The organism is Aeromonas mytilicola subsp. aquatica, from assembly GCF_044336385.1.
Lineage (GTDB): Bacteria > Pseudomonadota > Gammaproteobacteria > Enterobacterales > Aeromonadaceae > Aeromonas > Aeromonas rivipollensis.
In genome coordinates, this window is the sequence record NZ_CP172298.1 from 17,171 (window position 1) to 37,174 (window position 20,004).

The 20,004-nt window shown below is 61.4% G+C and carries 14 protein-coding genes and 4 tRNA genes; 6 read left to right on the forward strand and 12 right to left on the reverse strand.

The features are described 5' to 3' along the window. Positions 1–118: 118 nt before the first annotated feature. From kdpB to ACFWHB_RS00110, 7 genes are all read right to left on the reverse strand, one after another. A complete protein-coding gene (gene kdpB, locus ACFWHB_RS00080; protein ID WP_111911385.1) occupies positions 119–2,182 on the reverse strand; it encodes a potassium-transporting ATPase subunit KdpB in 2,064 nt (687 codons plus the stop codon). Positions 2,183–2,249: 67 nt separating this feature from the next. Continuing rightward, the gene (gene kdpA / locus ACFWHB_RS00085) at positions 2,250–3,929 is read right to left on the reverse strand and encodes a potassium-transporting ATPase subunit KdpA (RefSeq protein ID WP_111911387.1); all 1,680 of its coding nucleotides are present in this window, start codon (positions 3,927–3,929) and stop codon (positions 2,250–2,252) included. A gap of 415 nt (positions 3,930–4,344) precedes the next feature. Beyond that, entirely contained in the window at positions 4,345–5,694 is a 1,350-nt protein-coding gene (gene gorA / locus ACFWHB_RS00090) for a glutathione-disulfide reductase (protein WP_395949228.1), read from the reverse strand. Between the two features lie 76 nt (positions 5,695–5,770). Beyond that, positions 5,771–7,729, reverse strand: a complete 1,959-nt coding sequence (locus ACFWHB_RS00095; protein WP_106885361.1) for an ATP-binding protein — start codon at positions 7,727–7,729, stop codon at positions 5,771–5,773. A gap of 121 nt (positions 7,730–7,850) precedes the next feature. Beyond that, positions 7,851–10,931: a multidrug efflux RND transporter permease subunit gene (locus ACFWHB_RS00100; protein WP_111911399.1), complete on the reverse strand. Its 3,081-nt coding sequence runs from the start codon at positions 10,929–10,931 to the stop codon at positions 7,851–7,853. 15 nt (positions 10,932–10,946) lie between these two features. After that, the gene (locus ACFWHB_RS00105; protein ID WP_111911401.1) at positions 10,947–12,053 is read right to left on the reverse strand and encodes an efflux RND transporter periplasmic adaptor subunit; all 1,107 of its coding nucleotides are present in this window, start codon (positions 12,051–12,053) and stop codon (positions 10,947–10,949) included. Beyond that, a complete protein-coding gene (locus ACFWHB_RS00110; RefSeq protein ID WP_106885358.1) occupies positions 12,050–12,640 on the reverse strand; it encodes a TetR/AcrR family transcriptional regulator in 591 nt (196 codons plus the stop codon). Before ACFWHB_RS00110 ends, ACFWHB_RS00105 begins: the two co-directional genes overlap by 4 nt. A gap of 258 nt (positions 12,641–12,898) precedes the next feature. Here ACFWHB_RS00110 and ACFWHB_RS00115 point away from each other — a divergent pair. The 6 genes from ACFWHB_RS00115 (at position 12,899) to ACFWHB_RS00140 (ending at position 14,210) form a co-directional block, all read left to right on the forward strand. Next, positions 12,899–12,975: transfer RNA gene (locus tag ACFWHB_RS00115), tRNA-Arg, on the forward strand. Positions 12,976–13,024: 49 nt separating this feature from the next. After that, positions 13,025–13,100, forward strand: a tRNA-His gene (locus tag ACFWHB_RS00120). A 20-nt stretch (positions 13,101–13,120) separates the two neighbouring features. Continuing rightward, positions 13,121–13,206: transfer RNA gene (locus ACFWHB_RS00125), tRNA-Leu, on the forward strand. A gap of 58 nt (positions 13,207–13,264) precedes the next feature. Beyond that, a tRNA-Pro gene (locus ACFWHB_RS00130) sits at positions 13,265–13,341 on the forward strand. Between the two features lie 177 nt (positions 13,342–13,518). Further along, a complete protein-coding gene (locus tag ACFWHB_RS00135) occupies positions 13,519–14,022 on the forward strand; it encodes an RICIN domain-containing protein (RefSeq protein WP_395949229.1) in 504 nt (167 codons plus the stop codon). After that, positions 14,019–14,210, forward strand: coding sequence for a hypothetical protein (locus tag ACFWHB_RS00140; protein WP_395949230.1), 192 nt, complete (start codon positions 14,019–14,021; stop codon positions 14,208–14,210). The genes ACFWHB_RS00135 and ACFWHB_RS00140 overlap by 4 nt, the downstream gene beginning before the upstream one ends. Before the next feature lie 59 nt (positions 14,211–14,269). Here ACFWHB_RS00140 and ACFWHB_RS00145 read toward each other — a convergent pair whose 3' ends face one another. The 5 genes from ACFWHB_RS00145 to spoT all read right to left on the reverse strand — a co-directional run bounded on the left by ACFWHB_RS00145 (position 14,270) and on the right by spoT (position 19,984). Continuing rightward, positions 14,270–15,082 carry a Cof-type HAD-IIB family hydrolase gene (locus ACFWHB_RS00145; RefSeq protein ID WP_106887822.1) on the reverse strand — a complete coding sequence of 271 codons (813 nt, stop codon included), beginning with the start codon at positions 15,080–15,082 and terminating at the stop codon, positions 14,270–14,272. 195 nt (positions 15,083–15,277) lie between these two features. Next, the gene (locus ACFWHB_RS00150; protein ID WP_395949231.1) at positions 15,278–16,318 is read right to left on the reverse strand and encodes an alpha/beta fold hydrolase; all 1,041 of its coding nucleotides are present in this window, start codon (positions 16,316–16,318) and stop codon (positions 15,278–15,280) included. After that, entirely contained in the window at positions 16,315–16,977 is a 663-nt protein-coding gene (locus tag ACFWHB_RS00155) for a CatB-related O-acetyltransferase (protein ID WP_395949232.1), read from the reverse strand. The genes ACFWHB_RS00150 and ACFWHB_RS00155 overlap by 4 nt, the downstream gene beginning before the upstream one ends. Next, entirely contained in the window at positions 16,977–17,708 is a 732-nt protein-coding gene (gene trmH, locus ACFWHB_RS00160; protein ID WP_167402194.1) for a tRNA (guanosine(18)-2'-O)-methyltransferase TrmH, read from the reverse strand. The genes ACFWHB_RS00155 and trmH overlap by 1 nt, the downstream gene beginning before the upstream one ends. Before the next feature lie 158 nt (positions 17,709–17,866). Beyond that, a complete protein-coding gene (gene spoT / locus ACFWHB_RS00165; RefSeq protein WP_139745084.1) occupies positions 17,867–19,984 on the reverse strand; it encodes a bifunctional GTP diphosphokinase/guanosine-3',5'-bis pyrophosphate 3'-pyrophosphohydrolase in 2,118 nt (705 codons plus the stop codon). Between the last annotated feature and the right edge of the window lie 20 nt (positions 19,985–20,004).

Below are 20,004 nucleotides of genomic sequence, written 5' to 3' on the forward strand. Positions count from 1 at the left end.
GGCTTGCACCCGTTATGTGGTTACACCAGACCCAGGCCTGTGATGACCAGGTCGATCAGCTTGATGCCCATGTATGGGGGCACGATCTGGCCGTGGATACCATAGTGCGGCGTTTTCATCACACCAGACCCAGGCCCGTGATGACCAGATCGATCAACTTGATGCCGATGAAGGGCACGATCAGGCCACCGAGCCCATAGATCAGCAGGTTACGGCGCAGCAGGCTGGCAGCGGAGCCCTTCACGTTGACCCCCCGCAGTGCCAGCGGCACCAGCGCCACTATGATCAGGGCGTTGAAGATGATGGCCGACAGTATGGCGCTCTCTGGACTGCCGAGTTGCATCAGGTTCAGCGCCCCCAGCTGCGGGTAGGCTGCGATGAAGAGGGCCGGCAGTATGGCGAAATACTTGGCCACGTCGTTGGCGATGGAGAAGGTGGTCAGGGCACCCCGGGTGACCAGCAACTGCTTGCCCACCAGCACCACATCCAGCAGCTTGGTGGGGTTGGAGTCCAGATCCACCAGGTTGCCCGCCTCCTTGGCGGCCTGGGTGCCTTCGTTCATGGCCAGACCCACGTCCGCCTGGGCCAGGGCCGGTGCGTCGTTGGCACCGTCACCGCACATGGCGACCATGCGGCCATCGGCCTGCTCCTGGCGGATATAGGCCAGCTTCTTCTCCGGGGTCGCCTCGGCGATGAAGTCATCCACCCCGGCCTCGGCGGCGATGGCGGCGGCGGTCAGCGGGTTGTCCCCGGTGATCATCACTGTGCGGATCCCCATGTGTCGCAGGATCTGGAAGCGGGCCTTGATGCCTGGCTTGATGATGTCCTTGAGGTACACCACCCCCAGCAACTGCTCGTGGGTACAGACCAGCAGCGGGGTGCCGCCCTGGCGGGCTATGTTGTCGACCGCCTTCAGAATGAGCTCGGGCACTCCCTTGCGATCGAGGGAGAGGTAGTTGAGCACAGCGTCCACGGCCCCCTTGCGATATTGATGACCGTTGCGATCCAGACCGCTCAGGCGGGTCTCGGCGCTGAAGGGGATCACCTTGTCGCTCTCGAGCTGGCTCGGCTTGGCCATGCTCTTGCCAGCCAGGGTCAGGATGGACTTGCCCTCGGGCGTGTTGTCGCCGAGGGAGGCCAGCATGGCGGCCTGGGCCAGCAGGGAGGGATCGACCCCGGGGGCCGGGATCAGTTCGTCAGCCATGCGGTTGCCGAAGGTGATGGTGCCTGTCTTGTCGAGCAGCAGGGTACGCACGTCACCGGCGGCCTCCACGGCACGACCTGACTTGGCGATCACGTTCAGCTTCACCAGCCGGTCCATGCCGGCGATGCCGATGGCGGAGAGCAGGCCCCCTATGGTGGTCGGGATCAGGGTGATGAAGAGGGCAAGCAGGTAGAGGCGCGGTACCTGGGTGCCGTTGTAGTCGAGGAACCAGGGCAGGGTCGCCACCACCAGCAGGAAGATCAGGGTCAGACCCACCAGCAGGGCGTCGAGCGCCATCTCGTTGGGCGTCTTCTGGCGTTTGGCCCCCTCGACCAGCGCTATCATCCTGTCGAGCGTGCTCTCCCCGGGATTGTTGGTCACACGGACCCAGATCTCGTCGGACACCACTGTGGTGTTGCCGGTCACGCCGCTGCGGTCGGTGCCGGACTCGCGGATGACGGGGGCGGATTCCCCCGTGATGGCGGCCTCGTTGACGGAGGCGATACCGGCAATGACTTCACCGTCGGCCGGTATCATCTCGCCGCTGCGCACCAGCACCAGATCCCCTTTTTGCAGGCTGGTGGCCGGGATCCACTCGCCCTGGCCATCTTTCGGATCCCGCACCTTGCGTGCCTGAAGCTGGCTCATGCCCGCCTTCAGGCTGTCGGCCCGCGCCTTGCCGCGGCCTTCTGCCAGGGTTTCGGCGAAGTTGGCAAACCACAGGGTCAGCCACAACCAGGCTGTCAGCTGCCAGGCCAGGCTGGGGGTGACTCCCGACAGGGGTTGACCCAGCAGGGACTCCACGGTCGCCATCACGGCGGCCAGCCAGAGGGTGAACAGTATGGGGCTGCCAAACAGCGCCCTGGGGTTGAAGCGATAGAAGGCTTCGATCATGGCCTGCACGACTTGTGAGGTCTGTTTCTTGCCCTTGCCCTTAACCTTTTCGGTGCGGGCAGGGATGGAGATGGACTTGCTCATTTGAATGCTCCCAGCATCAGATGTTCGACCATTGGCATCGGTAAGGTGACTGACATGGACAGGGTCATCAGAGCGCTCCCAGTATCAGGAGGTGCTCGGCGACGGGGCCCAGCGCCAGTACCGGCAGGAAGGAGAGACCGCCTATCAGCAGCACTGTGATGATCAGCAAGGTGATGAACAGCGGGCCGCGGATGGGGAAGTCACCCTCGCCGGCATCCTGTTGCGAGGCGCGCGAGAGCTGACCGGCGATGGCCAGCACCGGAATGATGTAGCCGAAGCGACCGAGCAGCATGGCCAGACCTATGGCGACGCACTGCCAGTTGTCCGCGGCGGCGAAGCCCCCGAAGGCCGAGCCGTTGTTGCCGGCGGCCGAGGCGTAGGCATAGATGAGGCGTGACAGGCCGTGCGGACCGTCGTGACCCATGATGGTGGCGGCATCCGGCATCAGCAGCGTTACCCCGCCGATCACCAGAACCCCGACCGGCATCACCAGCATGCTGGCGACCACCCATTTCATCTCGGTGATCCCGAGGCGCTTGCCGAGATAGGTCGGCGTGCGCCCGACCATCAGGCCGCACAGGAACACGGTCAGCAGCACGAACAGCATCATGCCGTAGATACCGGCACCCACACCGCCGAAGATGACTTCACCGAGCAGCATGTTGATCATGCCGACCATGCCACCCAGCGGTGTGAAGCTGTCGTGCATGGCGTTGACCGAGCCGTTGGAGGCCGAGGTGGTCGCCACTTCCCAGATGCTGGAGAGCACGGGGCCGAAGCGGCTCTCCTTGCCTTCCCAGTTGCCTGCCTGGGTGGTGAGCTGGGCGAGCGCCGGATCCGGTTGCAGCTCCTGATAGACGGAGAGGCCGAGCCCCAGCACGAACAGCAGCGTCATGGCGGAGAGGATGGCGCGGCCGTGGCCGGAATCCTTCACGTAACGGCCCAGGGTACAGACCAGGGCGGCGGGAATGGTCAGCAGGGTGACCATCTCCAGCCAGTTGGAGAGGGCTGTCGGGTTCTCGAACGGGTGGGCCGAGTTGACGCCGAAGAAGCCGCCACCGTTGGAGCCGAGCTGCTTGATGGCGATCTGCGAGGCGGCAGGGCCGAGCGGCAGCAGCTGCTCCTGACCTTCCAGGGCATGGAACGGCAGATAGGCCGACAGACTCTGGGGAACCCCTTGCCAAACCAGCAGCAGCGCCATGACCAACGCCATGGGCAGCAGCACGTAGAGGCAGAAGCGCACCAGATCCTGCCAGAAGTTGCCAAGGTGTATGGTCTGCTGGCGGGAGAGACCGCGGAACAGCGCGACGGCGACTGTGGCACCTGTGGCGGCGGAGACGAAGTTCTGGGTGGTGAGCCCCACCATCTGGCTGAAGTAGGAGAGGCTGGCCTCACCTGAATAGGCTTGCCAGTTGGTATTGGTCATGAAGCTGACGGCGGTGTTGAAGGCGAGTTGCCAGCTCAGACCCGGCAGCTGTTGCGGGTTGAGGGGCAGCAGGCCCTGGGCCATCAGGATCAGGAACAGCAGACCGAAACCGGCGCCGTTGAAGGCCAGCAGGCTGAGGGCGTAGGACTTCCAGTCCTGCTCCCGTCCATCCGTGCCACAGCAGGCCAGGGTGGCGCGCTCGACCGGCGCGAGCCAGCGGCTCTTGCCCTCGAACACCCGATACATATAGCTGCCGAGCAGGGGTGCAGGCAGCAGGACCAGCAGCACGAAGGCCACTGGATAGATTATTTCTTGCCACATGTTCTAGTTCCTCACTCGTGACTACGCGTGAGTGCGCGCATCAGGTAACCCATCAGGGCGAGGACCAGCAGCAGATATAGCCAATTCATAACGACTCCGTTGAGATAATTAGCGTCGAGAGTCGATGCATATCCATATCGACCCCGTTGGTGTCATTGACGCTGAAAGGGTATGTAAAACCGGCGTAAAGGCGCCATAAAGGGGCATTGGGGGAGCGTAAAATCGGCGTAAAGAAGGCCACTTTCAGAGGGAATTGAGCGGGGAGAAGATCAAAAAAACCGGCCTGGACCGGGGAGGGTTATGCTGTTGCCGAAGCCAGCGGCTCTCAACGCATGGTGACAAATTCTTCTGCACTGGTGGGGTGGGAAGGGGAACGCAGTTGTCGGTTGGACATCGGTGTTCCCCTTCCCCAGCCTCAACGCATGGTCACAAACTCTTCCGCGCTGGTGGGATGAATGGCGACGCAGTTGTCGAAGTCCGCCTTGGTGGCCCCCATTTTCATGGCGACGCCGAAGCCTTGCAGAATTTCGTCCATGGCGAAGCCGATGCCGTGCAGGCCGACCACCTTCTCTTCCGGCCCGACGCAGACCAGTTTCATCCGGGTGGGCTGGCGATGCTGGGTCAGTGCCGAATACATGGCGGTGAACTGGCTGCGGTAGACCTTGACCTGGCTCTCGCCATACTCGGCGATGGCCTCCGGCTCGGTCAGCCCTATGGTGCCTATGGGCGGGTGGCTGAACACCACGGTCGGCACCAGATCGTAGTTGAGGTGCTCGTTGGGCTTGTTGTTGAACAGCCGTTCCGAGAGGCGACGACCGGCCGCGACGGCCACTGGGGTGAGCTGGATGCGCCCCGTGTTGTCACCCACCGCATAGAGGTTGGCGACGGCGGTATTCTGGAACTTGTCGGTCGGGATGAAGCCCTGCTCGTCCAGGGTGATGCCTGTGGCGGCCAGGTTGAGGTTGTCGGTGGCGGGCACACGGCCTATGGCCCAGATCAGGCAGTCCACAGTGAGGTGACGGCCATCTTCCAGTTGCAGTGTCAGGCTGTCGTCGGCGTTCTTGACCACGGCCTTGGGCACGGCGTGGGTGTGCAGCTTAGGCCCTTCCTGCGCCAGGATCTCTACCAGGGTCTCGTGGATCATGGGGTCGAAGTTGCGCAGCGGCGCGTGCTTGCGCACCACCAGATGGGTCTCTGAGCCAAGCGCCTGCATTACGCCGGCGATCTCGACCGCGATATAGCCGGCACCGACCACGGCGACCCGTCTTGGCTGGGCTTGCAGATCGAAGAAGCCGTCGGAGTCGATGCCGAGTTCGGCGCCCGGTATGGTCGGGACTTCGGGGCGGCCGCCGGTGGCGATCAGTATGTGATCGGCGCTGTACTGCTCGCCATCAACCTCGATAGTGTTGCTGCTGACGAAACGGGCGAAGCCCTTGATGACGGTGATCTGGTTCTTGCCCAGTACGTTCTCGTAGGACTTGTGGATGCGGCCAATATAGGCCTGACGGGACTCGACCAGCTTGGCCCAGCTGAAGTGATTGAGGGTGGTGTCGAAGCCGTAGTCGGCCCCGTATCTCAGGGCATCGGCTATCTGGCCGGCATACCACATGGCCTTCTTCGGCACGCAGCCGACGTTGACGCAGGTACCCCCCAGCTCTTTGGCTTCAATCAGGGCGACTTTCTTGCCGTACATGGCAGCCCGGTTGGCCGAGGCGATGCCGCCGCTGCCGCCGCCGATGGCGATATAGTCAAAATGCTGTGCCATTGCGAGGTTCTCCGCTCGTTAAGAATGCAATCACAGCATGATGGGGACAAAGTGGCCGGCTCACAAGAGCCGGCGTTCAGTTCTGCCGGATCGGCAGGCGGATATGGAACTGGGCACCCTGGCCAGGTTCGCTGGCGCAATGGATGCGGCCACGGAGCAGTTGCACCACCAGGTTGTAGATGATGTGGGTGCCGAGCCCGCTGCCACCCTGGCCCCGCTTGGAGGTGACGAAGGGATCGAAGATGCGCGGCAGTATCTCGGGGGGGATGCCGCGACCGTTGTCACTGTAATCGATGACCAGCTCGTCACCCTGCTGCTCCACCCTGATGGTGATCTTCTTGGGCCTGTCCCAGCCGTCGAAACCGTGATGGATGGAGTTGAGGATCAGATTGGAATAGATCTGGGTGAAGCTGCCGGGGAAGGAGTAGATGGCCAGCTTGGGATCGCACTGGATGTCGACCTCGCACTGGGCCTTCTTCAGCTTGTAGCCGAGGGAGACCACCACCTGATGCAGGTTGTCGGCGAGGCTGAAGTTGTAGCGCGCCTCGGACGACTGATCCACCGCCACCTGCTTGAAGCTGGCGATGAGCTCGGAGGCCCGCCTCAGGTTGCCCTGCAGCAGTTGCATCGACTCGTCGAGGTTCTGGGTGAACTCGTTGAGATAGGAGCGCGACAGCTGCTTGGCTTCTAGGTGCTGCTTGAAGTCGGCCACTCGCTCCTGCAGATAGGAGGAGGCCGTCACGCTGATGCCGATGGGGGTGTTGATCTCGTGGGCCACGCCGGCCACCAGGGAACCCAGGGAGGCCATCTTCTCCGACTCCACCAGGGTCTGCTGCGCCTGTTTCAGATCGTCATAGGCCTTGCCCAGCTGGTCGTTGGCATCGCTCAGGCTGCGGGTACGCTCCGCCACCTTGCCTTCCAGCTGTTCGTTGAACAGTATGATTTCCCGCTCCACCTTCTTGAGGGGGGTGATGTCATAACCGAAGCCAATCAGATACTTGAGATTCGGCCCCTCGTAGAAGGGGGCGAAGGTCCACTGCAGGACGAGTTCGCTGCCCTGCTGGTCATGCATGGTGATCTCTCTGTCCTCGAGGGAGCCCTGATCCGCCAGGGTGGCCGCCAGCTCGGCCCGCTGCTCCTCGCTGACGAAGAGATCCAGCCAGTTGTGCTGCAGCAGCTCCTCGTGGTGGTAGCCGGTGAGCAGTATGGCGGCCGGGTTGATGCTGGCGATGTTGAGATCCGGCTCCATGCAGCAGATGACCATGTTGGCGGAGTTGATCAAGGTGGCGGAGAAGTCCCGCTCCTGCTGGAGCTGATCCGCCGCCTGATGGCGGGCGTTGAACTCGTCGTTCAATCGGGTGCGCATCTGGTTGAGGGTGGCGGCCAGTGCATCGAACTCGTCCGGGTGTTTGCGGGGCAGGGGACGCCCCTCCAGGGTCAGCTCAACCGCCAGCCGATCCAGACTCAGTTTCTGGGCGTAGCTGACGATGCGGTTGATATGGCGGATCACCAGGTAATAGATGATGACCAGGATGCAGAGCGAGACGACCAGGGTCTTGATGGTCTGGCTGACCAGGATCAGCACCGATTTCTCGATGAGGCGCTGGTAGACCTGATCCAGGGTGGCGGCGACGAACAGCTTGCCGACCACCTCTCCCTGATAGGTGAGGCTGAATTCGCGGGAGATGTCGTATTGCGCCTGCTCCACCCCCTGGGTCAGCAGCGGCACTTCCGAGTTGCCCAGCATCTCCTTGACCATGACGAACTGCATGTTGGGCAGGTTCATGATGCCTTCGATCTGCACCTTGACCTGCTCTTCATCCAGGTTCCACAGGCTGGCGGAGATGGGTTGCAGGAAGGAGGCCTCGATCTGGTCGATGCTGGCCTCTATGACGGTGACGTCCTTGTTGTAGTCCCAGGCGAGCTGCAACACAGTGATGACCAGCGCCAGCACTGTGCTGCAGATCAGAATGTAGGAAAGCAGACGATAAGAGAGTCCGTTAAGGCCTATGGCCTTGGAGAAGATTCCTGACATGGCATCCTTGCGGTCTGGATTGCGAACGGCCTAGTTTAACTGCTTCATGGACTCATGTCGTGTGCCATCAAATGGATAAAAATAAGGCCCCTTTCGGGGCCTTGTTGCTGTTGGCTGAGGATCAATGGTTTCCTTTCGCCTTGGCCGGAATGGACTCGTCGAATTCCGGCAGCGGTTTGTGCTCCGAGGCCAGGAAGGTGTAGATCACCGGCAGCACGAACAGGGTGAACAGGGTGCCTATGGCCAGACCCGCCACTATGACGATGCCGATGCTGAAGCGCTGGGCCGCGCCCGCGCCTGCCGCATAGAGCAGCGGGATCAGGCCGGCTATCATGGCCGCCGTGGTCATCAAGATGGGACGCAGACGCACCTTGGCAGCCTGCATCACGGCCTGCATCCGGTTCATGCCGTGCAGCAGTTGCTCCTCCTTCGCCACCTCGCAGATCAGAATACCGTGCTTGGTAATCAGACCGACCAGGGTGATGAGCCCCACCTGGGAGTAGATGTTCATGGTGGCCAGGCCCCATGCCAGGGCAATCAGGGCCCCGCTGATGGCAAGGGGCACCGACACCATGATCACCAGGGGGTCACGCACCGACTCGAACTGGATGGCCAGCACCAGGAAGATGATGGCCAGGGCCAGGGCGAAGGTGGCGTAGAGTGCATTGCCCTCGGTCACGAACTGGCGGGCTTCCCCCATGAAGTCGTAGCGATAGCCTTGCGGCAGCTTCTCTTCGGCGGTGGCCTTGAACCAGTTGATCGCATCCCCCATGGCCACGCCGGGTGCCGGTACGGCGCCTATGGTGGCGGAATTCAGCTGGTTGAAGTGGGGCAGGGCGCGGGGCTCGCCAACCACTTCAATCTTGATCAAGCTGCCCAGCGGGATCGACTTGCCATCGGCGGCGCGCACGTAGTAACCCTTGATGGACTCGGGGTTGAGACGGTATTTGCGCTCCACCTGGGGGATCACCTCGTAGGAGCGGCCATCCAGATCGATCCGGTTGACGTAGCCGTCCGCCATCATGGTGCCCATGGTGGTACCTATGTCCTGCATGGTGATGCCGTAGGCACCGGCCTTGTCCTTGTCGATGCTGATCTTCATGGTGGCCGAGTCGTAGTTCAGATCGAGATCCGAATAGACGAACTGGCCGTTGGCCTGGGTCGCCGCCAGCATCTCACCCGCGATCAGGAACAGGCTCTCGAAGCTGTTCGGGGTGGTGATGACGAACTGGATGGGCAGACCGCTGGAGGCACCTGGCAGCTCGGGGAACTGGAAGGTGGTGATGGCCATCCCGGGGATGTCCTTCACCAGACCTGCCACCCGATCAAGCACCTCTTTCTGGCTCGCCTCACGCTGGCTCCAGGGCACCATGGAGGCGATGCCGAAGGCCTGGTTGGCGTTGAACACCCCGGAGAAGACCTGGGAGTAGGCGATCTCGGGCTGGTCATCCAGCACCTTGTTCACATCCGCCATGGTGTTTTCGATGTAGTCCAGGTTGGCATTGGACGGTGCCGTCCCCAGCACGGCCATGACGCCCTTATCCTCGGACGGGGCCAGCTCGCTCGGGATGAACTTGAACAGCAGCGGCAGGCTGCCGAACACTATGACGGCGAACAGTATGACCACGATGCGGCGCTGCATGACAGCATGCAGCATGCTGTCGTAGCGGGCCGTCATCCGATCCAGCAGGTGATGCACAGTGCTCTCGAACTTGCTCGGGGTCTCGTTGGCCCTGAGCATCTTGGAGCACATCATGGGCGACAGGGTCAGGGCTATGATGCCGGAGACGAACACGGCCCCCGCCAGGGTCAGCGCGAACTCCTTGAACAGGGAGCCTGTGATGCCCCCCATCAGGGCGATAGGTGCGTACACCGCAGCCAGGGTCACCGTCATGGCGATGACCGGCACGGCGATCTCCCGGGTGCCTATGATGGCGGCCCTGAACGGTTCTTCCCCCTCCTTGATGTGACGATCGACGTTCTCCAGCACCACTATGGCGTCATCCACCACCAGACCGATGGCGAGCACCATGGCCAGCAGTGTCATCAGGTTGATGGAGAAACCGAACATGTCCATCATCATCACCACGCCGATGAGACTCAGCGGTATTGTGATGATCGGGATGATGACGGCCCGGAAGGAGCCGAGGAACAGGGTGATCACCACCAGTACTATGGCGGCCGCTTCCAGTATGGTCTTGATGACCTCGTGGATGGACTCGTTGATGGCGATGGTGGAGTCATACAGGATGTTGACCTGCATGGTGCTCGGCATGTTGCTCTTCAGGCTCGGCAGCAGCTCCAGCACATCGTGGGCGATGTTGATGGGGTTGGCGGTCGGCGCGGCATTGATGGCCAAGACCACGGCTTCACGGCCGTTGGCGCTGGCGCGATAGATGTCGTGACTCTTCTCCAGCGACACCTTGGCGATGTCGGAGAGGCGGATCACCTTGCCATCCCGGGTCGCTACCACCAGACGCTTGAGCTCATCGGTATTGCTGACCTGGGTCTCGGCATTGCCGTTGAACAGGGTGAAATAGCCGGTGGCCTGACCGGTGGCGGACTGATAGTTGTTGCTGTTGAGCACAGTCATCACGTCGCTGGCGGTCAGGTCGAAGGCGGCCATCTTGGCCGGATCCAGCCACACCCGCAGGGCAAACTCGACCCCGCCGTAGAGGTCAACCTTGGATACCCCGCCCACGGTGAACAGCTGGGGCTTGATGACCCGCTCCAGGTAGTCGGTGATCTGGCTGGAGTTCAGCTCAGGGCTGGTGAAGCCCATGTAGAGCACCGCTGTGGTGGAACCCGTGGAGGAGGTGACCGAAGGGTCTTCCGCCTCTTTGGGCAACTGGGAGCGCACCGAGTTGACCTTGGCCAGGATGTCGGACAGCGCGGCGTTGGGGTCGGTGTTCAGCTTCATGTAGGCCGTCACCGTGGAGCTGCCCAGCTGGCTGGAGGAGGTCATGAAGTCGATGTTGTCGGCTTGCGCGACCGCCTGCTCCAGGGGCTGGGTGATGAAGCCCTGGATCAGATCCGAGCTGGCGCCATAGTAGCTGGTGTTGACCGTGATGACGGTGTTGATCACCTCGGGATATTCCCGCACCTGCATCTTGAAGATGGCCTGGAAGCCCAGCAGGGCTATCAGGAAGCTGAGCGAGATCGCCAGCACCGGCCGTTTTATGAATATGTCAGTAAATCGCATCGCAGATCTCCGCGCTTACAGCATCGGGGTTTGTGCCGGAACGGCAAGGGCATCGTTTTCGACCACGTGCACCTTGGTATCGTTGCTCAGGCGAACCTGACCCGACAGCACGATTTGATCGCCAGCCTTGATGCCGGACAACACATGGACATCATTGCCGCGACGCTCACCCGCCTTCACCACCACCTGCTTGGCGCGTTTCACGCCGTCTGCCTCGTGAATGACGTAGACGTTCTCGCCATAGAGGGTGAAGGAGATGGCAGACTGCGGGATCACAATCTGGTCTTTCACCGTAGGCAATATGATGCTGGCGCGGGCAAACATGCCAGAGCGCAGCTGGCCGTCGTTGTTCGGGATGTTGGCTTGCACCTGGATCAGGCCGCTCTGGTAGTTGACGGCAGGTTCGATGGCGGTGATCTGGCCGTCAAACTGGGTCTGGGGATAGGCATCCACGTTGATCTTGACGGTCTGACCGAGGGAAATCTTGGAGATGTCGGTCTGGGGCACGGTGAAGCGCAGGCGCATCACGCTGGTGTCTTCCAGTCGCACTATCTCGGTACCGGGTTCCAGGTACTGACCGAGGAAGACGTTGCGCAGACCCACGACGCCACCGAAGGGGGCGCGGACTTCGCGGCGGGCTATGGTGCCCTTCAGGCTGTCGATGTCCGCTTCCAGTGAGCGATAGGCCGCTTCGGCATCATCCAGCTGATCCCGGGAGATGGAGTTCTTCTGGTACAGGTTCTGGTAGCGCTCGAACTTGGCACGAGCTGCAGGCAGCCTGGCCTGGGAGGCGTTCAGGTTGGCCTTCTCCACGCTGGAGTCCAGGCTCAGCAGCAGTTGATCCGCCTTGACCTGAGCCCCGGATTCGAAGCTGATCTTGTTTATGGTGCCCGCCAGCTCACTTGAAAGGGTGACCCCCTGGTTAGGCTCGATGAAGCCGATCGCCTCTATGGTGGGGACCCAGTCTTGCGCCTTGGTCACCATGGCGGTCACCGGGAACTCGGGCTCGGGTCGATTGGCCATGAACTCTGCAATCTTCTTCTGCTTGAACATATTGAAGCCGATGACACTGCCGAACAGGGCGAGTGCTATCAGCAACATGATGGCCATCCACTTTTTCATGAACAGGCTCCTGTGATGGAATAATTAGGGTTTAAAATGGCATTCCAGCTGGCCCGGATGACCGTCTCCAACTGTTCTTGCGTCAACTCAAATTCGTGAGCCTGGCGTTGTTGTACCAGGTTGACCACGCAGCTCAGGCTCAGGGCCTGCAGCACCAGAACGGGCAAATCGATGAACAGACCCTGCTGGCGTCCCTGTTCGAAGAAACGCTCAAGTGGGGCCCATGTCGCCATTATGACCGGATCCCGCTCCAATTCAGCCCCCAATGGAGAACTTTCGTACTGCAATTTGCATTTCAGTACATTGGGATGGCTGGCAAAGAGGGCGTCGATATTGAGCCAGAGGCGTCGATACTGCCGATATGACACCTCTTCTATCTGCACATCTTCCATGACCAAGGGATGACACTTGAGAATGGTGTGCTGATAAAGCTGGCGGACAAGATCATCCTTGTCGCTGAAGTAGCGATAGATGGTGCCTGCCGCTACCTTGGCTTTCTTGGCAACCGCGGCGATGGAAAGGCCGTAGAAGCCCTGCTCGCCGAGGATTTCGTGCGCTGCCTCGAAAATCCGTTCTTTCTTATCCATGATGATCAGACTTCAGCGAGTGAATGAACGTTCATTCATTCTAGGTGGAGAGGAAAGCAAGTCAAGGGATGCCGGCCACTTTACTGCCAGAAGAGGATCCAAAAGCGGGCCGAGTGAGAACATTTTTGGCCGAATGGCTGAAGAAGAGGTATAAAAGTGCACGAAAAGATTGAAAAACAAACACTTGAACCGTGGGGATAAAAAAAGAGTAGACAAGGTGGGCGCCATCATCAATAATGCGCCCCGTTCGACAGCGTAGCGCCCGTAGCTCAGCTGGATAGAGCGCTGCCCTCCGGAGGCAGAGGTCACAGGTTCGAATCCTGTCGGGCGCACCATCAAAGTGCGCCAGTTAAGCGGGCGTTGTTGTGGAACAAAACAGCTGTGGTGGCTGTAGCTCAGTTGGTAGAGTCCCGGATTGTGATTCCGGTTGTCGTGGGTTCGAGCCCCATCAGCCACCCCATTTTACAGCTTGTCAGGTATGCGAAGGTGGCGGAATTGGTAGACGCGCTAGCTTCAGGTGTTAGTGCCCCCCGGGTGTGAGGGTTCGAGTCCCTCTCTTCGCACCATACTTGCTGTATGACGAGGATGACCACATGGTCATCTTTGTATTTTGGAAATACCCATCGGTGATTAGCGCAGCCCGGTAGCGCATCTGGTTTGGGACCAGAGGGTCAAAGGTTCGAATCCTTTATCACCGACCACATTCTGAAAACCTCGCTTAGGCGGGGTTTTTGCTTTTCTGCGTATCCATCATTCCTCTGTCACCTCTTCTTACATTTCTGCAGGCGCCTGTTCGCCGCGAGTTCGGTATGCTTGGCCGGGAGCCACCAGAATAGTGGACACCCGCGACCCATTCAGACACAGGCCTATGCATCATCATGCCCCTTCACATCCGATTGCTCGCCCTGATGGCACTGCTGCTCGGCGGCTGTGCCTTGCAGCCGAGACCTGAGACTCTTCTGCTGGGTGCCGCCCCCAGGTCAACGCCAGTTCCCCCGGCCACCCTGGTAACTGGCGGCGGCTTCTGCGTGGCCCTGAGCGAGCAGGGTAGCCTGCTTACCCAGCCTTGCGATCAGAGCCCCCGCCAGCTGTTCACCTGGGATGCGGGGGCCTTGCAGCTGGCGCAGGGTTGCCTGATCGCCAGGGGGGATGACGGCCTCGCAGTGGGAGAGTGTCAGGACGACAGCCGTCAATGGCAGTGGCAGGGGGATAGACTGTTGAACCGGCAGGTTTCACTGTGTCTGGATGTGGCTGGTCGCCGCCACAGAGCCGCCGTGCCGCTGCGGTTGGCCGAGTGCTACGGTGGCGCCAATCAGAGTTTCACCTGGACGCCGACCGGCAGCCTGCTGGATCGCCTGGGCCTGCCTGGTCTCAGCGGATGAGACTCCTGACTGGGGTCACGCTGGGTGGCATAGGGATACCCATAGGCGCCATCGCAGGGGCCCTGAGCGGCGCTCTGGTCGGCGGTGCAACCGGTGGGGGGGTCGGGCTATGGCTGGGTCGCACCCTGGATCGCCAGATCTCCCGGCAATACTGGTGCAAGGATTGCAACCACAGCTTCAAACGATGAGGGTGCTCGCGCGCCATAGTGTCATGGCGATCCCGGGGAGATCGCCATGATGGCAGGGATCAGGCCGCGCCAGTCTGATTGATGGCGAACAGCTGTTCCAGATAGACGGCGACGCCATCCTCATCCGAACTCAGGGTTCTGTCGTGTTCGCTCAGGGCCAGCTTGAGACGATCATGGGCGTTGCCCATCACCACACCCCGGCCCACCATACTCAGCATCTCGAAGTCGTTCATGCCATCACCGAAGGCGACCGCCTGGGACATCTCAAGGCCATGCTGCTCCAGCACGGCGCGCACGGCATTGCCCTTGTGTACCCCGGCGTGCATCACCTCGAGGCAATCCGGCAGGGAGAAGGTGACGTTGACTCGATCACCATAACGCTGGTTGAGCTCAGCCTCTATCTGCAGCAGCTTCTCGTGCTCGCCGATGTAGAACACCTTGTTGATCTTGTCCAGCGGGTGGCTGGCGAGATCGGTCAGACGATAGCTGAAGCCGGAATCGTGATGGAACTGCAGCAGCCAGGGCATCTCCTCTTCCACCAGCCACTCGTCGCCGTAGTAGACGTTGATGTGGATGGAGGGGTCGCGCTCCAGCGCGATCAGTTCGGCCGCCACCGTGCTCGGCAGTGCCTGGTTGAAGACGAGCGTATCCTGCTTGTCGTGCACCACGGCGCCGTTGGAGGTGATGAGGTAGATATCCAGCCCCAGGGCATCGCGGATGCTGCGCACATCCACATGGTGACGGCCGGTGGCCACCACGAACTTGATCCCCTGATCCACCAGACGGTGCAGGGTATCCCGGGTGCGGGGGGAGATCTGGTGCTGCCCGTTGAGCAGGGTACCATCGAGATCGGACACAACTACCTTGAACATCATTACCTCGGCATCAGTGGAACGCCGGGGCAGTGTACCCCAGCGTCTTGCGCCACCCCATTTATTTAGGGATCCAAAAAATAACCAGTCCCGGGGTCTGTTGCCGTGCCAGAACAGGCCGCGCCTAGGTGGCAGGTGACGCCATGCTGGACACGGGACGCTGGCCACTCCCCTGGCAAGTCATGCAACTGGCCACTAGAAGCGGGCGAAGAAGTCCAGGGTCGCGGTCAGGGCAGGCAGACGTTGTGCATCGGCCTCGATAAACAGCTCGTGCCAGCCCCCCTCGATCCGCAGCGGCTTGCCCCCTTCACAACTGGCCCTGGTGCAGAACTCGTCCTGGGCCGCATTGTCGACTATGCCGTCATCCCCCGCCTGGATCAGCAGCAGCGGCGTCTTGATCCTGTCTGCCTCCGCGATGGCGGCATCCCCGGCCTTGATACCCTCGCGGATCCAGTGCGCAGTCACCCCACCCAGCTTGATCTGCGGACGCTGCTCATAGAGCTGGCGGAATGCCTGGTAGCGGGGCTCGCTGTGGCTCAGGCCGTTGTCGGCAAATTCATGGGAAACATAACCGGCCTGGCCCGGGCCATAGGGGGGCTCGCCCCACCAGCTGCCGACCGTATCCATGGTGGCCGCCAGCCCCAGGGCCAGCCACTTGGGCAGGCCGCCGAGGTTGATGCCCATCATGGGGGAGGAGAGCACGGCCGCCTTGATGTCGTCCGGCCAGCGCTCCAGATAGCGGGCCGAGATGGCGCCGCCCATGGAGTGGGCCAGCAGGAACAGCTTGGCAGGCTTGTCCGCCAGTATGACGTCGTCATGGAACTGCTTCAGGTCCAGCACATAGTCGTCGAAGTCGGCGACATAGCCCTTCTCCTTGTCGGCCAGCAGGCGATCCGACAGCCCCTGGCCGCGATGGTCGATGAGGTAGAGGCTGTATCCCTGACGCCACAGATCCCAGGCCAGCTCCTGATACTTGAGGTAGCTCTCGACCCGGCCGTTGACGAGCAGTATGGCTCTGTCCACCTTGGCCTGGCGCAGGGCAGCGTAGCGGATGGTCACCCCGTCCTTGCCCTTGAACTCCCCTTCGACGGCATGGTCGCGCCAGAAGTCGGGCAGGGTCTGTTGATGGAGGGCGGGGACTTCGGCTTCCGTGGTCAGTTGATAGGGATTGGTCACGGCAAGGGCTCCGGCAGAAAACAGGGTCAGGGCCAGCAGGGCAGAAGATAACCGGTTCATGATGCGTACTCCTGTTGCCAATGCTGGTAGAGGGCTGGGATATCGCCCGAGCAAAGCAGGGGCATGGCCGCCTGCAGGCGGGGCAGGGGCCAGTTCCACCACTGCATGGCCTGCAGCATGGCAATCTGCTCATCGGTGAAGCGGCGACGGATCGGTTTGGCCGGGTTGCCGCCCACTATGGTGTAGGGGGCAACGTCTTTGGTGACGACGGCCCGGGTGGCAATGACGGCGCCATCACCTATGGTGATACCGGGCATGATCATGGCTTCCGAGCCTATCCAGACGTCGTTGCCAACCTGGGTATCTCCCTTGCGCTGGAAGCCGTCGTGTACGCCATCACCGAAACGGGTGGCGTCGAACGGGAAGGTGGATACCCAGTCAAGTCGGTGGCCCTGATTGCAGGCCAGCATGAAGGTTGCACCCGAACCTATGGAGCAGAACTTGCCGATGATCAGGCGATCCACTTCGCCCCAGATGCCGCTCTCCCAGGTATCCCGGGTCGAGCCGTCACCCAGCAGATAGCGTACGCAGTGATCCTCGAACGGTTTGCCATGGTAGTAGCCGGAATAGTAGCTGTAGTCACCTGCCTCGATATTGGGGTTGCTGAGATGATCCCGTATGACCTGGGATTCCAGCCAGCTACCGAAGGGATTCTCCATCACTCCTCCTGCCACGCTTGATCTTCCTGTTGTGCGGCCCAGCCCTTGCGGGTCAGCTGCATCCGTTGCCACCAGGCCTCGTCCGCCAGGATCTCACCAGCCGGGCCGAGCTGGGGATAGGGCATCTCTTTCTCTTTGCAGAGCTGGGCATAGATGGGGTAGCCCCCCTCGAACAGTATGCTGTTCTGCTCCTCCAGGTCGAGCGGGCAGCCGCGCTGGTAGCAGCCGGCCAGCTCGCGCTGGCGCTGGGCTTCGTACAGGATAGCGGCGGCGGCAACTGAGACGTTGAGGGACTGCACCATGCCCACCATGGGGATGACGATATGGTGATCGGCCAGGGCCAGCGCCTCTTCCCCTATGCCGTGTTTCTCCTGGCCCACCAGGATGGCAGTCGGTTTGGTGTAGTCGATGGCGCGAAAGTCCACCGAGCTCTCCGAGAGATGGGTTGCCAGGATCTGCATGCCGGAGGCTTTCAGTTCGGCCACTGCGCTGCCTATGTCCGGGTGCAGCTTGACGTCGACCCAGTTCTGACTGCCGCGGGCGGTGCCCTTGCGCTTGTGGATCCAGGTCTTGGGCCAAACGGCGTGGACCCGGTGAATGCCGATGGCATCGGCGGTGCGCACTATGGCGGCCAGGTTGTGAGGCTTGTGGACCTCTTCCATGCAGACGGTTAAATCAAGCTGGCGCTGGGCCAGCATGTCGGAGATCCGTTTAAAGCGTTCAGGAGTCATATCGGTTTCTATGCAGTGAGGCTTGTGCACTCTTCCCGTGCATGCAGACGGTTAAATCAAGCTGGCGTTGGGCCAGCATGTCGGACATCCGCTTGAAGCGTTCGGGGGTCATGGGTTGTCTCTATAAAAGCATCAGGCGGCTCGCGCCGCCTGTGTGATCAGTTCTTCTGTCGACTCACCCTGAGCACATTGGGCATTACCCGGATCTTGCGCATTATGTTGGCAAGGTGGATGCGGCCCTTGGTGGTGATGAGCAGGGTGACCAGATAGACCCGGCCGTCCTTCTCTTCTGTGCTGATGGCGTGGATGTTGGCGCCGGTGGCGGCAATCACGTTGGCCAGCTCCGCCAGGGCACCCTGGTGGTTGACTATCTCGATGCTGATGCCGGTGCGGAATTCCTGCTCCTGATCCTTGTCCACTTCCCACTGCACCGGCAGGTACTTGTCCGGCTCGCGGCTGTAGCCCTTGATGTTGCGGCAGGACTCCTGGTGAATGACCAGTCCCTTGCCCGGGCTGATGTGGGCGATGATGGCATCCCCCGGGATCGGACGACAGCAGTTCGCGAAGGTGACCAGCATGCCGTCGGCCCCCTTGATGGGCATCTTCTTGCTGCTGGATTTCGGTTGCTCTTCCGGCGGCAACTCGTCACCCAGCATGCGGCGGGCCACCATGACGCTCATGGCATTGCCAAGGCCCACGTCGGCCAGCAGGCCCTGCAGGTTCTCGTGCTTGGTGTCGGCCAGCACCTGCTTGATGCGCGGCTCGGGTATGTCTTCGATGTTCTTGGCGCCGAGGGCATGGTTGAGCAGGCGACGGCCCAGCACCACCGACTCTTCGGTGCGCAGGTTCTTGAGGAACTGGCGGATCTTGGAGCGCGCCTTGGTGGTCACCACGAAGTTGAGCCAGGCCGCGTTGGGGCGGGCGCCCGGCGCCGTGATGATCTCCACCGTCTGGCCCGAATGCAGCGGACTGCTCAGCGGATAGGGATGACGGTCGACCCGGGAGCCGACGCAGGCGTGACCGATGTCGGTGTGCACCGTGTAGGCGAAGTCCACCGGGGTGGCGCCGGCGGGCAGCTCCATGATGCGGCCCTCCGGGGTGAAGACGTAGATCTCGTCCGGGAAGAGGTCGGTCTTGACCCCTTCGATAAATTCAAAGGAGCTGCCGGCGCTCTGCTGCAACTCCAGCAGGCTCTGCATCCAGCGCTGGGCGCGGATCTGGGCCGTGGTGCCCGAGCTGTCGCCATCCTGCTTGTAGGCCCAGTGGGCGGCGACGCCCTTGTCGGCCATCTGATCCATGAACTCGGTGCGGATCTGCACCTCCACCGGCACCCCGTGCGGCCCCACCAAGGAGGTGTGCAGGGACTGGTAGCCGTTGCTCTTGGGAATGGCGATGTAGTCCTTGAAGCGGCCGGGGCGCGGCTTGTAGAGGCTGTGCATCTGCCCAAGCACCCGGTAACAGGTGTCTATGTCCTTCACCCTGACGCGGAAGGCGTAGATATCCATCACCTCATGGAACTGCAACTCTTTCTTCTCCATCTTGTTGTAGATGGAGAACAGGTTTTTCTCGCGACCGCTGACCTGGGCATCTATGCCGGCCTCGCGCAGGCGACCCTCAATCTCGCTCTCGATGGAGTCGATGATCTCGCGGCGATTGCCGCGGGCGCGGCGTACCGATTCCCGCAGCACCCGGGAACGCATGGGGTAGAGCGCCTCGAAGCCCAGCTCTTCCAGCTCGTTCTTCATGGTGTGAATACCGAGGCGGTTGGCGATGGGGGCGAAGATCTCGAGGGTTTCCCGGGCGATGCGGCGACGCTTGTCCGGCCGCAGTGAGCCGAGGGTGCGCATGTTGTGGGTGCGGTCGGCGAGCTTGATCAGGATGACCCGGATGTCCTGGGTCATGGCCATCACCATCTTGCGGAAGTTCTCGGCCTGGGCTTCCTTGCGATCGCGGAACTTCAGCTTGTCGAGCTTGGAGACGCCGGATACCAGCTCGGCGACGGCGTTGCCGAACAGCTCGGCGAGATCGTCCTTGGTGACCGGGGTATCTTCGATGACGTCGTGCAGCACGGCGGCCATCAGGGTTTCGTGATCGAGTCGCATGTCGCCGAGAATGCGGGCAACGGCAACCGGGTGGGTGATATAGGGCTCGCCGCTGGAACGCATCTGTCCCTGGTGAGCGTCACGGGCCACCACATAGGCTTGCCTGAGCTTCTCAACCTGCTCTGAAGGCAGGTAGGAACTGGCTATTTCTTTAAGGTTTTCAAATAAATACAAGACAGTCCCCGCAGCGGTGA

What these genes read in the sequence shown, in the direction of transcription:
- kdpB (WP_111911385.1), bottom strand. Translation starts at nt 2,182, where the DNA reads ATGAGCAAGTCCATCTCCATCCCTGCCCGCACCGAAAAGGTTAAGGGC.
- ACFWHB_RS00100 (WP_111911399.1), bottom strand. Translation starts at nt 10,931, where the DNA reads ATGCGATTTACTGACATATTCATAAAACGGCCGGTGCTGGCGATCTCG.
- ACFWHB_RS00150 (WP_395949231.1), bottom strand. Translation starts at nt 16,318, where the DNA reads ATGAACCGGTTATCTTCTGCCCTGCTGGCCCTGACCCTGTTTTCTGCC.
- ACFWHB_RS00135 (WP_395949229.1), top strand. Translation starts at nt 13,519, where the DNA reads ATGCCCCTTCACATCCGATTGCTCGCCCTGATGGCACTGCTGCTCGGC.
- ACFWHB_RS00110 (WP_106885358.1), bottom strand. Translation starts at nt 12,640, where the DNA reads ATGGATAAGAAAGAACGGATTTTCGAGGCAGCGCACGAAATCCTCGGC.
- ACFWHB_RS00105 (WP_111911401.1), bottom strand. Translation starts at nt 12,053, where the DNA reads ATGAAAAAGTGGATGGCCATCATGTTGCTGATAGCACTCGCCCTGTTC.
- gorA (WP_395949228.1), bottom strand. Translation starts at nt 5,694, where the DNA reads ATGGCACAGCATTTTGACTATATCGCCATCGGCGGCGGCAGCGGCGGC.
- kdpA (WP_111911387.1), bottom strand. Translation starts at nt 3,929, where the DNA reads ATGTGGCAAGAAATAATCTATCCAGTGGCCTTCGTGCTGCTGGTCCTG.
- ACFWHB_RS00155 (WP_395949232.1), bottom strand. Translation starts at nt 16,977, where the DNA reads ATGGAGAATCCCTTCGGTAGCTGGCTGGAATCCCAGGTCATACGGGAT.
- ACFWHB_RS00145 (WP_106887822.1), bottom strand. Translation starts at nt 15,082, where the DNA reads ATGTTCAAGGTAGTTGTGTCCGATCTCGATGGTACCCTGCTCAACGGG.
- trmH (WP_167402194.1), bottom strand. Translation starts at nt 17,708, where the DNA reads ATGACTCCTGAACGCTTTAAACGGATCTCCGACATGCTGGCCCAGCGC.
- ACFWHB_RS00095 (WP_106885361.1), bottom strand. Translation starts at nt 7,729, where the DNA reads ATGTCAGGAATCTTCTCCAAGGCCATAGGCCTTAACGGACTCTCTTAT.
- ACFWHB_RS00140 (WP_395949230.1), top strand. Translation starts at nt 14,019, where the DNA reads ATGAGACTCCTGACTGGGGTCACGCTGGGTGGCATAGGGATACCCATA.